The 13,815-nt window shown below is 38.2% G+C and carries 10 protein-coding genes; 3 read left to right on the top strand and 7 right to left on the bottom strand.

Going from position 1 to position 13,815, the window contains the following annotated elements; genetic code table 11:
• Nucleotides 1-369: 369 nt before the first annotated feature.
• A complete protein-coding gene (gene phoR, locus ACNART_RS04600) occupies nt 370-1,668 on the bottom strand; it encodes a phosphate regulon sensor histidine kinase PhoR (RefSeq protein WP_109371774.1) in 1,299 nt (432 codons plus the stop codon).
• 23 nt (nt 1,669-1,691) lie between these two features.
• The gene (gene phoB, locus ACNART_RS04595) at nt 1,692-2,381 is read right to left on the bottom strand and encodes a phosphate regulon transcriptional regulator PhoB (protein ID WP_075673984.1); all 690 of its coding nucleotides are present in this window, start codon (nt 2,379-2,381) and stop codon (nt 1,692-1,694) included.
• Between the two features lie 221 nt (nt 2,382-2,602).
• Between phoB and sbcD the strand changes: the two genes are divergently transcribed.
• From sbcD to ACNART_RS04580, 3 genes are all read left to right on the top strand, one after another.
• Nucleotides 2,603-3,832: an exonuclease subunit SbcD gene (gene sbcD / locus ACNART_RS04590; RefSeq protein ID WP_368927387.1), complete on the top strand. Its 1,230-nt coding sequence runs from the start codon at nt 2,603-2,605 to the stop codon at nt 3,830-3,832.
• Nucleotides 3,832-7,533 carry an SbcC/MukB-like Walker B domain-containing protein gene (locus ACNART_RS04585; RefSeq protein ID WP_368927389.1) on the top strand — a complete coding sequence of 1,234 codons (3,702 nt, stop codon included), beginning with the start codon at nt 3,832-3,834 and terminating at the stop codon, nt 7,531-7,533. Before sbcD ends, ACNART_RS04585 begins: the two co-directional genes overlap by 1 nt.
• Before the next feature lie 158 nt (nt 7,534-7,691).
• Entirely contained in the window at nt 7,692-8,291 is a 600-nt protein-coding gene (locus ACNART_RS04580; protein ID WP_109371780.1) for a nitroreductase family protein, read from the top strand.
• Nucleotides 8,292-8,435: 144 nt separating this feature from the next.
• On the opposite strand, the gene ACNART_RS04575 is transcribed toward ACNART_RS04580, so the two are convergent.
• The 5 genes from ACNART_RS04575 to ACNART_RS04555 all read right to left on the bottom strand — a co-directional run bounded on the left by ACNART_RS04575 (nt 8,436) and on the right by ACNART_RS04555 (nt 13,765).
• A complete protein-coding gene (locus tag ACNART_RS04575) occupies nt 8,436-8,762 on the bottom strand; it encodes a type II toxin-antitoxin system RelE/ParE family toxin (protein WP_198625983.1) in 327 nt (108 codons plus the stop codon).
• Nucleotides 8,737-8,967, bottom strand: coding sequence for a ParD-like family protein (locus tag ACNART_RS04570; protein WP_198625981.1), 231 nt, complete (start codon nt 8,965-8,967; stop codon nt 8,737-8,739). The genes ACNART_RS04575 and ACNART_RS04570 overlap by 26 nt, the downstream gene beginning before the upstream one ends.
• Nucleotides 8,968-9,304: 337 nt before the next feature.
• Complete coding sequence (locus ACNART_RS04565) at nt 9,305-10,927, bottom strand: bifunctional metallophosphatase/5'-nucleotidase (protein ID WP_198625980.1); 1,623 nt, start codon at nt 10,925-10,927, stop codon at nt 9,305-9,307.
• Between the two features lie 19 nt (nt 10,928-10,946).
• On the bottom strand, nt 10,947-11,723 hold the full coding sequence (locus ACNART_RS04560; protein WP_069368615.1) for a ribonuclease T2 family protein: 777 nt from the start codon (nt 11,721-11,723) through the stop codon (nt 10,947-10,949).
• Nucleotides 11,724-11,809: 86 nt separating this feature from the next.
• Entirely contained in the window at nt 11,810-13,765 is a 1,956-nt protein-coding gene (locus ACNART_RS04555; RefSeq protein ID WP_368927392.1) for a bifunctional 2',3'-cyclic-nucleotide 2'-phosphodiesterase/3'-nucleotidase, read from the bottom strand.
• Nucleotides 13,766-13,815 lie beyond the last annotated feature (50 nt).

The raw sequence follows: 13,815 nt of genomic DNA, 5'->3' as shown, positions 1-13,815 counted from the left end.
CCATATATAATCATTTCATGTAGAGCAATTAGGTGCTAAATAGAAAAAATTGCCGATAACTGGTCACAAGTAAAACTTTTATAATGAAAAAAGGCAATAGCCAATCTAAAAACCAGAAGAATCATCTAAACTATTTTTCAGAGCTAGTTATAACTGTCATATATCATCGAATATGCATGATATGATTTGTGCATTTTATCACCAATAATGTTGAATATTAGCGTCATTTAAAGTTACCATTAATTAATAATATTAAAATTTAACGCTACGATATTAGTTTTTATTGATATTAAAAAGATTAAAAAAGGACAAAAAAACCTTTATCACTGATTGAATAGAAGTGATAAAGGCTTTAAAAAAGACATTCTGCTAGTGTGTTTTTTTAGCAGTAAGCAATGTTTGAGGAAGGATAAAAGAGAACGTACTCCCAACACCTACTTTACTTTCAATATTCAATTGAGAGTGATGATGAAGCAACGATTTTTTCACAATCGCCAAACCTAAACCAGTACCGCCAGAATGACGAGAGCGAGCTTTATCTACGCGATAAAAACGCTCTGTTAAACGTGTTAAGTGTTCAGCGCTGATCCCCGCCCCATTATCTGAAACACTAAATAACATACCTTGGGGTATTTTCTTCCAACTCACTTTGATTGTTGTGCCCTCTTCAGTGTGATTAATGGCGTTATACACTAAATTAGAAACAGCACTACGCAATTGCTCTTCATTACCACGAACAGCCCACTCTTCATCAACATCAAAAACAATCTGATGTTGACCTTGGCTTAGTGAGTTCGCTTCTTGTTGTAATAAAGCCAAAATGGCAGGAATATCAACAATTTTGTTTAAATCAATATGAGGAGCGGATTCGATACGAGAAAGCTGTAAGAGTTGCTGAACAAGCGTATCCATACGTTTAGCCTGCTCTTGCATCGTAACTATCGCCTTATGCTCTGCGGGTTTTGCTACACTATTTTCTTCCATCATCTCAAGATAACCTTGAATAACGGTTAGTGGTGTTCTTAGCTCATGACTGACATTAGCAAAAAAATCACGTCGTGAGTTTTCTAGTTTATTTTTTTCTGTTACATCGCGCGCCACCATCAAGCGCTGATCTTCGCTATATGGCATCACACGAAACTCAACAATAGAGCCATTATTTAGTGAAATAGTTAAGGGGCGACTAAAATCACCTGCGGTAAAATAGTGCAAAAAATCAGGATAACGTAATAAGTTAAAAATATTTTGCCCATTATCATCAGGCCAACGAAAGCCTAATAGATGTTGAGCTAGACTATTACACCAAAAAATATTCCCTTCATTTGTCATCATCACAACAGCATCGGGTAAACTTTCAGCCCCACTTCTAAAACGTTTAATTAAGTCGCCTAATTCTCTGCGTCGTTTACGATTACGTTGTTGGGTCTGTCGAATACCATAAAAAATAGGCTCCCATCCCCCTCTCCCTTCCGGAGGCAATACAGAGCGATCTAACCATAACCATTTAGATAATTTCAGCAAATTATAGGCATGCCACACAAGGGCACTGAGAAGCGATGCCACCAGCAACCAAGGAAGATGCCCAATAAAAAGCGATAATATAAAGGCAGGCAAGCAAAATAGACATAGCCCCCAAACGAGGGCTTTCCACGATAGTCGTTCTAACACCTGACGATTACTCCCATATTGACTTAGAAACGGGCAGAAAAACGATATCCCGTTCCACGTACTGTCTGTATCATTCTGTCATGGCCATCTTCTTCAATAGCCTTACGTAAACGACGAATATGCACATCAACAGTACGGTCTTCGACATAAACATTGGTTCCCCAAACGTAGTTTAGCAGCTGTTCTCTGCTATATACGCGTTCAGGATGTGTCATAAAAAAGTGTAGGAGTTTAAATTCGGTGGGGCCCATATCAATCGGCTTATCTTGACTTGTCACTCGATGAGAAACAGGATCAAGACCGAGTCCATTGAATTCAATAACATCTTCCGCTGACATCGGTGATAAACGCCGTAAAATCGCCTTCACTCGAGCAACAAGCTCTTTAGGTGAAAACGGTTTGATAACATAATCATCAGCGCCCGTCTCTAGGCCTTGTACTTTATCTTCTTCTTCCCCTTTTGCCGTTAGCATAATAATGGGAATATCACGGGTATTACTTTCCCGCTTCATCTGTTTTATTACCTGCAAGCCTGATCCACCAGGGATCATCCAATCTAATAAAACCAGATCAGGGTAAGGATCGATAAGAAAACTCAATGCAGAATCATAGTCTTCTGCTTCAATAGGTTGAAAACCATTTTGTTCCAAAACAAAACAGATCATCTCTCGAATTGCGGTCTCATCTTCAACAACAAGAATACGCCTTGCCATACTCTATCCTGTGTAATGTATATAGAGGGTCAAAATGATTATGATGCACTTTTATGACAGATTTATGACTAGCCTTAACATTACTGAAATAGATCCCTGTTGTTAAGGTAAATAAATCATTTTTTGGTGAAATATCACTCAAAAAAGGGAGTTATTGTTGAGTTTTCACTAAAAAAGCAAGGTGCGCTATACTCTTCACCAGATAAAAAAGAGGGATAGCAATGCGGATTATTCACACATCAGACTGGCATTTAGGGCAATATTTTTTTACTAAGACTCGAGCTAAAGAACACCAACAGTTTCTTGATTGGTTATTAGCACAAATTAAACATTACCAAGTCGATGCTCTGATTGTTGCGGGTGATATTTTTGATACTGGCTCCCCTCCAAGCTATGCCCGAGAGCTTTATAACCGTTTTGTTGTTGCTATTAGAGATACACAATGTCAGCTCGTTATTCTAGGTGGTAATCACGATTCGGTGGCAACACTAAATGAATCAAAATCACTGTTGGCGTGTTTAAATACGACCGTTATTGCCAATGTTCATGCTGAAACACCACAAGCTCCGTTAATTCTTCCTCAAAAAGATAACACTCCAGGAGCATTACTTTGTGCAATCCCTTATCTACGCCCTAGAGACATGATCAGCAGTAAAAGTGGGCAATCAGGTGCTGAAAAACAAACAGCCTTAAAAGAAGCGATTGCTGAATATTATCAAGCTCAATATCAAGCAGCTCTCGAATTACGTCAGCAATTAAATGTCGATATTCCCATTATTGCAACGGGTCACCTCACCACAATTGGAGCGAGTGTGACCGATTCCGTCCGTGAAATTTATATCGGCACCTTAGAAGCCTTTTCAGCAACCCTATTTCCTGAATTTGACTATATTGCTCTTGGTCATATTCATCGCCCTCAAGTGGTGAATAAATCAGGTCATATTCGTTATAGTGGCTCCCCTATTCCGTTAAGTTTTGATGAATGCGGACAACAGAAAAGTGTCTGTCTTATCGACTTTGAGCAAGAAAAATTAACTAACCTCACACTATTACCTATTCCTGAATTTCAGTTACTACGCACTATCAGTGGTTCATTAAAAGAGATAGCGATACAACTTGAGAATTTAAAAAAACAATACGGTGAAATAGATACCACTATTTGGTTGGATATCGAAGTTTCAACACAAGATTATCTCAGTGATATACAAACCCGTATTCAAGAGCTAACTAACGATCCGCTTTTTGATGTGATCTTATTAAGAAGAGCGAGAAAACAACGCCAAGCGTTCACTCAAAATGAGAACGAAACACTGACCGAATTAACCGTTTATGATGTTTTTGAAAGACGTTTAGAACAGCATGAGTTTGATTCAGAAGAAACTAAAACTCGTTTAACAACATTATTTAAACAAGCAGTTGAAATGGCAGAGAAAGAGGATAACGAAGCATAATGAAAATCTTAAGTCTGCGATTTAAAAATATTAACTCCTTAAAAGGCGAGTGGAAGATTAACTTTAACCAAGAGCCTTTTATCAGCAATGGATTATTTGCCATTACAGGCCCCACGGGTGCAGGAAAAACCACGCTGTTAGATGCGATTAGTTTGGCGCTTTATCATAGAACTCCACGATTAGATAAAGTCACGCAATCACAAAATGAATTAATGACACGTCATACCGCAGAGTGTTTGACCGAAGTCGAATTTGAAGTCAAAGGTGTGGCTTATCGAGCATTTTGGGAACAACGTCGCGCTAATTATAAAGAAGATGGCAATCTTCAAGCGCCACAGGCTGAACTTGTTAAAATAAATACAACAGGAGGCGAAGACAAAATATTAGCAAGTAAAATAAGCCAAGTGAAAGAGATGATCATTAATATTACGGGCCTTGATTTTGATCGTTTCACTAAATCTATGTTGCTTTCTCAAGGACAATTTGCGGCTTTTTTAAATGCAGATGATAAATCTCGTGCTGAATTACTCGAAGAACTCACTGGCACAGATATTTATCGCCATATCTCCCAATCTATCTTTAAACATTGGCGTGAAGAAGAACAAGTATTAAAAACACTAAAACAGCAAGCCGAAATGATGGCGTTATTAGATGAAAATGCTCGCCAAGCATTATTAACTGAACAAACCGATCTTTTTGCCAAAGAGAGCCAATTACAAAAAGAACAGCAGGAATATCAAGCAGCAAAACAGTGGCAAGAAAAAGAAACTGAACTTAATAAAAACAAAGTATTAGCACAAACCGAAGTTAACTTAGCACAAGAAGCGTTAATTGCTGCCAAACCCGATATTCAACGTCTTGAAAATAGCGAACCAGCAGAAAAAATCCGCCCAATTTATGATGAAAAGGATCGTCTATTAAAAGAACAAACCTATATTGAGTCACAACTCTCAACACTAACAGCAGAAAAACAGCTTATTGAACAACAGAGCCAACCTATTAATCAGCATTTAATCGAGGCTCGTAACACATTTAAACAGCACGATGAAAAAAAACAGCAAATATTGCAGCTTATACGTGAAAAAGTAGCACCATTAGATAATCAGTTAATCTTGCTACAACAAGATATTTCAGTAAAAACACAGCAAAAAAATACGCTAGAAAAAACGCAATCAGAATATCTGGAAAAAATACAGTTAACAGAAGCCAAATTAGCTGGCTCACAAAAACAATTTAATGAATTAGACGAATATTTAAATCAGCATATAGCTCATGCTCAACTGGCTGAAAATTTACCGTTATGGCAACGTTATTTTGAGCAATATGATGAAATTACAGAGAAATATCTAATTAGCCAGAAAAGTGAAAAAGCAGAACAAGAAAAAGAATGCTTACTTAAACTCAAATTAGAAAAAGCGACCAAAGCGCTAGAAGTGCAACAGTACAATCTTAACTTACAGCAACAACAATTAAGCGAATTACAAACACAACTTGAGCAACAAAATAAAGCTGATGCTATTGCGGATATCCCTTATCGTTTGCAACAAATTTCACAACAACGAAATGCACTCGCTAAACTAATGGGATTACAAACCCAATTACAACGCAATATCAAAACTGAATATCAATACCAAAAAAGCTATTCAGAAAATCAGCAAAAAATAGCAATGCTGACTGAAAGCATCCATAAAAATGACATTGCTTTAAAAGAGAAAGAACAACATCTTAAAGACTTAAACGATAATTATCTGCTAATACGAAAGTTAGCAGAATATGAAGAAGAGAGACAACGTTTAGTTAAAGATACCCCATGTCCTGTTTGTGGTTCGACCGAGCATCCTTATGTTGAAAAATATAAAGAAATTCAAACTGATGAAACAAAATTACGGTTAGATACCTTAACACAGCAAGTACATGCATTAACTATAGAGTTAGTGGAACAAAAAACACAGTGTGCTGGCTATCAAGCTCAAAACGAAAAGCTTAATGAAGATCTTGAGCAACTCACCCAAGATATAGCGACATTAAAACAACAATGGCGAACCTTAGCACAAACGCACACAATACCTGATGTTGATTGCGAAGAAGATGCTTTGGCTAAATTGGATGCAGAGCTTGAGAAAAAAGACAATTTACTCACACAAAAACAATCCAGCTATAAAGCGTTAGAAACCAAAATTCAGCAAGAATACAAACTGCTATCTGATACCAAAGAGCAATTTAATCAACAACAGCAAGCGATCCTTCATCAGCAAAATGAATTTGCGCAACAACAAAAAGAAGTCATCAATAAACAACAACAAACAACGCAATATCTTCAACAACAAACCCAGTTAACTCAGGAGCTTCAATCTCTTGTCAAACAGCAAGGTTATGAATTACAGGAATGTGAAGATAAAATTCAATGGCTTATTGCGCGTAAAAAAGAGAGCCAACAATATCAATCAACCTTAAAAACACATCACGAATTACAACAAACAATCCGCGAATTGTTATCAACACTGCAAGAAAGAAAACGCTATTTATCTGAAATTCAAAAAGAATTTGATGCTGTTTTAATCCATTTACAACAACTACATCAGCAACAAGAACAGCTAAAAGCACAACGCCAAGCGTTATTCGGGACACAAACCACCGAAGATGCGCGTAATGAATTAGATAAACAGAGTCAATTGTTACAAAAACAAATTGAGCAATATAGCGAAGAAAAAAACCGACTAGAAATCCGTTTAAATCAGCTTATTGGTCAATATCAGGAAAATGAAAAATCACTACAACGGTTACAAACGCGTTCACAAGACATTATTGAACAATATCAACATGCGTTAAAAAACAGTCCGTTTGCTGATGAAAATGCATTTTTAGCCTCTCTGTTATCAGTCGAAGAAAGAAACTGTTTACAAGAACAGCAAAAACAACGACTTGATAGATTATTGCAAGAAAAAACTCGCTTAGACACCCAAGAAAAGGCATATCAGCAGCACTTGTTACAACAACCGTTGTTATCGACTGAGCAAAATATTGAACAAATCACTACACATTTATTAGCACTAGAAACACAGCTGGCTCATATACAAGAAACCAAATTCCGCATTCAAGAGCAGCTGCGTACTGATGAAGAAAAACGCAAAGAACAACAAGCCTTACTCGACAAAATAACGAAACAGCAATCTCACTTTGATGATTGGAGTTACTTAAACGAATTGGTGGGATCTGCATCAGGAGATAAGTTCAGCCGTTTTGCTCAAGGCTTAACGCTTGATCACCTAATTTATTTGGCTAATCGTCGTTTAGAAAAGCTTCATGGTCGTTATTTCTTGCAACGTAAAACACCGGCAAGCCTTGAATTACAAATTGCCGATACATGGCAAGCTGATGCGCTACGGGATACTCGCACGCTCTCTGGTGGCGAAAGTTTCTTAGTCAGCTTATCGCTCGCCTTAGCGCTTTCAGATTTGGTCAGTAACAAAACTCAAATCGAATCACTATTTCTAGATGAAGGCTTTGGCACATTAGATCCTGATACCTTAGATATTGCATTAGACGCTCTTGATAGCCTTAACGCATCTGGAAAAATTATTGGCGTAATTAGTCACGTAGAAGCCATGAAAGAACGCATTCCAGTGCAAATTAAAGTGAAGAAAGCGGGAGGATTAGGTATTAGCCAGCTTGCTCCTGAGTTTAGATATGTAGATAAATAGAATCTAAATCAAGTCGTTAAAAACTAGGTCGAATATTTTGACGTAACTGATTAAATTTTTTATATATCAATAAATCACTACTAAGCCCTATAGTATGTCCATAGATTAGCTCAAGCTAAGACACGCTTTAAGCGCTTAAATTTATCAAGGAGACAATCATGTCTAACGCATTTACTGATTTAATGAAAAAACGTAGAACAATTTATCATTTAGGTAATCAACTTCCAATTAGCGAAGACAGAGTCACTGAAGTTATCAAAGAAGCGGTTAAAGAGAGCCCAACTGCATTTAACTCACAAACATCTCGTGTTGTTGTTCTGTTTGGTGAACAACATCAAAAACTGTGGGATATCGTTAAAAATACCCTGAAAAAATTAGTACCCGCAGAAGCATTTAGTGCAACAGAAGCGAAAATTAATAGCTTTGCAGCAGGCGCAGGTTCAATTCTTTATTTTGAAGACACTGATATCGTAAAAGGTCTTCAAGAACAATTCCCATTGTATGCGGATAACTTCCCTGTATGGTCAGAACAAGCAAGTGGTATGGCGCAACTCTCTGTTTGGACTGCATTAGCAGCAGAGAACGTAGGTGCTTCATTACAACACTACAACCCAATTATTGATGACGAAGTTCATGCAACTTGGGATCTGCCAAAAACATGGAAACTAAGAGCTCAAATGGTCTTTGGTTCAATTGAACAAGAAGCTGGTGAAAAGAATTATATGGAAGATGATGCACGCTTTAAAATCTTCAAATAAGTGTTAGAACAGACATCTGACAAAAGACCCTAGCAATAAGTAATACCCTCTTTTTTTTACTTTCATTCCTTGCCCACAGCCACTGTGGGCTTTTTTTTGCCCATATACAACATAAAAGAAAGGTGGCATTAGGCCACCTTTCTTTTATGTTTTAATCAGTTTTAGATCAGTCTTTCGCTGTTTCTTCTGAGCATCATAGAAATTCTCATGAGAACCTATATGCAATAAATACAGTTCAAGCTTGTTTGCAACCCATGAGTAACCTAACAATACCGTTAAATCATTAAGCCTAAATTTATGTACTCTAAGATGAGTAAGATCGCCTTTTTTCTGTTCACCAATCAATGGATTATCAATTATTTGATCAATTTCATCTTCAATAATTTTCACATCTGATTCAGGCAACTTTTTCATTGCCTTTTCAAATCGTACAGACTGATAGACATCAATCTCTTTTTGTAGTTCGGACATATCGAGAAACCTTTTTGTTTTCGACTTCCGCCTGTGCCAGTAACAATTCTTGGATAAAGCTATATGGCAGATCAGGGTTATCTTCAGCTATACGCCCTATTTTAGCCCAGTGTTCAATTTGTTTAGGAACACTTCTGCTTTTCGCTTCCGCATGAATTTTAGCATCAGAGACAAAGTCTTCATCTAATCTTACGGAAATAGCCATGATTTACACTCCTAATACCTATCGGGTGTTACAACTTTATAGAATTAAAACGCTATAAATTTTTATGTTAATAACTCACGACAAAAAATGAAATCTTTTGTCGCTAAATGCAACAATACACCACAGATGATATGTTGTAAAGATTCCAACTTTGTTGCTTATGCCTTCATGCTCACTAAAAAAATACTTATTCTCCAATAAAAAGCATAAAAAAGAGCAAAGTGCGTAATGAATACAAAGGTAGGGATGGACCCTTTGTGTTCAACACTTTGCTCTCTTTATTTATTTACGCACCTCCCGTAAGAGGTGCGATTTTCACAAGGCGTATGAAAATACGTTATTTACGTGTGATGTTATTCGCTTTTGGTTGAGCAATTGGAGACTGCTCAGCAAAGTATTTCACGACTGCATCAACATCTGGCACGCTGTAAACTGGATCTTTACCTTCTTTCAGTACAGAGAAATTACTACCACCTGTTGCTAAGTATTCGTTAGCCACAACACGGTAGTTCGCTTTCATATCTACTGGTTTACCGTCAATTTTCATTGATTCAACGATAACACGGTTGCCATTAGATGCTTTGCTATCCCATGTGTACTGGAAGTTACCTGAAATTGCTAACACTTGTGGACGTGAACGATCCCATTGTTGTTCTAACAGGCGTTTGATTTGCTCACCTGTTAATGTTTGAGTTAACAGTACGTTAGAGAATGGCTGTACTGTGTAGATTGCGTTATAAGAAACGTCACCACCAGTCATATCAGCACGAATACCACCGCTGTTCATAAATGCGATTTGTGCGCCACCCGCATCTTTTGGTTTTGCAGTGTATAAATGCGCATCAGCGATCACTTGACCCAGTGCAGATTCACCCGCGTCGTTAGTTTGCTTCGTTAAATTACCTTCTAACTTACCAATGATACGGTTAGCTAATGGGGTTGCGATTTTTTCGTAAGCTTCTAACAGTTTGGTAACGGCTGGATCTTTTTCATATTTGCGGTTATCAACCCAAATATTACGTGCTTCAACGTCAACAACGTCTTTTGTTGTTTTGTCTAGTTTCAGATCGATACGCGTTAACATTGCACCATTTGATTGCGCAGATGTCACTGATTTACCGTTGATAGTACAGTTATAAGCTTGGTGAGTATGACCGGTCACAACGAAGTCAATTGCAGGATCTAATTGATCAACAACACCTAATACTTTACCTGTAATACCATTACATGCATTGATATTCACAGGACCACCGTCACGACGTTGTGCAGCACCTTCGTGAATTAACACACCAATCGCTTGAACACCTTGTGCTTTTAACTGAGGCACTAATGCGTTGATTGTTTTCGCTTCGTTATGGAAGCTTAAACCTTCAGTACCTTTAGGTGTTACGATTGCCGCAGTACCTTCCAGTGTGACACCGATAAATGCAACAGGGATACCGTTAAATTCTTTGATAACATATTCAGGGAATAACGTTTTGCCTGTTTCATTAACAGTTACGTTTGCTGATAAGTATTGGAAATCAGCCCCTTTAAATTCAGTTGGACCTTGGCAACCCGTCACAGGGTGGCAGCCACCGTTTTGCTTACGCAGTAACTCGCCCATGCCTTTATCAAATTCGTGGTTACCCACAGATGTTGCTTCTAAGCCTGCTAATGATAATGCTTCGATAGAAGGCTCATCATGGAACATTGAAGATAACAGTGGGCTTGCACCAACCATATCACCCGCGGCAACAACGATGTTGTTCGGGTTATCTTTCTTCATTTCTTTGATTAATGTTGCCATGTGCTCGATGCCACCAGGTTTGTTTGGACCTGGCGCTTTTAGTGCACCGTGGAAGTCGTTCATTGCGATAACACGCACATCAACAACATTAGCTTCGTCGTAGTTCTTTGCACAACCAGCTAATAAGACTGAGCTTACTGCCAGTGCAACGAGTTTATATTTATGGTTCATTTAAAATTTATCCCTAAGATCAAAATTCACGTTTCGGACAATCAATGACTTCGAAATCTTTGCTATAACAGATATAGAATTCATCTCGATTAATTTGAATTTCCTTATCCTTCAATGATGGATTGTGTTCTTTTAAGAACTTAATCAATGCACTGTTTGAAGGACGGCCTTCTGGTAATACTAACGCTTCATACAACTCTTTTTGTTTACCAAAGAATGCATCTGGTGTATCAAACGCACATACACCGTGTTTTTCCCACTCACCTTGTAGTAAGTCGATACCCGGAGAATCACACAGATAAGGTTTGATAGCAGAGTATTCTAAAGGTGGTAAATCGCCTTTACATAAACGAGGATGCTTGCGTATGTCTTTCCAATCACGGCACTCTTCCCATGATTTACCATCACAGGTTTCAGCCCACAGCCCATGAACAATCCAACCAAATTTATTATCTGAGAAGCATTGGATTTCAAATTTATCATACTCACGTTTTGCACGATCTTTTTCATTGTCGTTATTTAACCGCTTAATGTTATTACTTTTATAATCACAAAAAGCGGGTGAGTAGTTAATCGCTAACTTAAAGTAATCTGTTGATGCTGTACTGTTTTGACCATAGCGATCATTAGAAGCAATGTAGTCGTAAGGTGCTGTTGGTGCATCAGGTAAAATACAAGATACGCCTTCAACTAATTTAGCTTGAGGTTTTAATGGTTCTGTAATTTCAGGTGCTTGCGTTGCACATCCTGCTAACACTAAAGCAAAAGCAGCAGGTAATAGCTTCATAAAGCGCATAAAATCCCCTTAAAGAGCAATAAGTTTTACTCTTTTGGTTCAAAAAGGTAAGAGAAGCCTGCCCAGAATGGACAGGCTTTAATGGCTTATTTCTTCTCTGTTAAATCAATTTTGTAAATTGCAAAACCGATTTCATCATTTTCCACAAAGGTCATTGGATATTGAGAGAAATCTTTAATAAATGCAGCCGCTTTCTCACTTGGTGACGTTTCAAAACGTACATCTAACACTTTGTCAGTCTTAATAGGTAAGAATGACCAGTTGTTAGCAGCTTTAGTTGCAACTTCGCCTTTTTCTTTCGTTTGTTTAGCAATGTAAGACGCTAAGATTGCACGGTTTTCATCTGGAGATGCGAACGCAATATTTGCTTCACCAGTACCTGCAAACTTACCACCGTATCCACGGTAGTTATTTGTTGCGATCAGGAATGTTGCTTTAGGATCGATTGGCTTGCCTTCATAAGTCACGTCTTTGATACGATTCGCATCTTTATTAACGACTTGGCAATCAACGTCATATTTAGCTGGTTGAGTTAGGTCAACTTTATAGTTCACACCACTAATGGTATCGAAGTTATAAGTACGGAAACCATCCCAGTTGATTAGTTCTTGTGGTTTAGTTGAATTTGGATCAACTTGGTTCCACATACCCGCAGAACATTCTAACCACTCAACAACATCAGCACCGGTCGCTTTAACGACCACTAATGTGTTTGGATACAGATATAAGTCTGCAGCGTTACGGAATGTTAAGTCACCTTTTTCAACTTCGACGAAGTCTGCTGGTGCATTTTTACGACCACCCGCTTTAAATGGCGCAGCTGCACCTAATACTGGTAAACCGTCTAAGTTCGGATCACCTTGAATAAAGTGTTTGGTGTAATCAACTTGTGCATCATTCACGATTTGTACAGTTGGATCGCTTTGTACTAATGCTAAGAAGCTGTACATGTTGGCAGAAGCTTTACCAATGTGTTTACCCACGAAATCACGAGTACCTTGGTGTGCTTTTTCGATGATTTGCGCTAATTCAGCATCACGTTCAACTAATGCTTTTTTGTTTGCTTTATCAAAGATAGGACGCGCTTCACCTGTTGCTTGTGTCATCACCCATTTGCCGCTGTCGTTGTTGATAACCATATCAACGACACCTAAGTGATCACCCCATTGGCCAGGCATAACAGCAGGAACGCCATTTACAGTACCTTTAGCAACATCAACACCTTTAATGCCTTCAAATTCTTTGCTTGGGAATACGCCATGAGCGTGACCAAACATGATTGCATTGATGCCTTCAACTTCGCTTAAATAATAAACAGAGTTTTCAGCCATTGCTTTGTACGGCTCTGACGCAAAACCAGAGTGAGGAATAGCCACAATCAGGTCAGCACCCTCTTTTTTCATTTGAGGGACGAATTTTTTCGCTGTTTCTGTAATATCGTTTACAACGACCTTACCATCCAGATTGGCTTTATCCCAGATTAAGATCTGTGGTGGAACGAAGCCGATATAACCAATCTTGATAGTGTGTTCTTTACCATCACGATCTTTTACTGGTGTATCAACAATGATATAAGGTGTGAAATAGTTTTTGCCTGTTTTCGCATCCATCACGTTGGCGTTGATGTAAGGGAATTTAGCACCGGCAATGGCTTTTTTCAGGTAATCTAAACCATAGTTAAATTCATGGTTACCAAAGTTACCTACTGTGTAACCCATGGTGTTCATCAGCTGGTGAGCTGGATGAGATTCGCCTTTTTCTAAGCCTTTAGCTGCTTGATAGTCAGCCAGCGGGCTACCTTGGATCAAGTCGCCGTTATCAACTAAAATCGCATTGGTTGCTTCAGCTTTTGCTGCTTTAATTAAATTAGCAGTACGGACATAACCAAACTGTTCTGTTGGTTTGTCTTTGAAGTAGTCAAAGTCGATTAAGTTACTGTGAACATCAGACGTCTCCATAATACGAAGATCGACTGTCGCAGCATTCACGTTGAATGCGACAAACATTGCTAATGTTGAAATTTTCAACACATTCTTAACCATTACACACCCCTTATATATTGGTTAACAAGGAGAGCGAAATCGCTCTCCTT

This window comes from Proteus sp. LHD240705 (assembly GCF_047921555.1).
Lineage (GTDB): Bacteria > Pseudomonadota > Gammaproteobacteria > Enterobacterales > Enterobacteriaceae > Proteus.
This window is presented reverse-complemented; position numbering and strand designations above follow the sequence as displayed.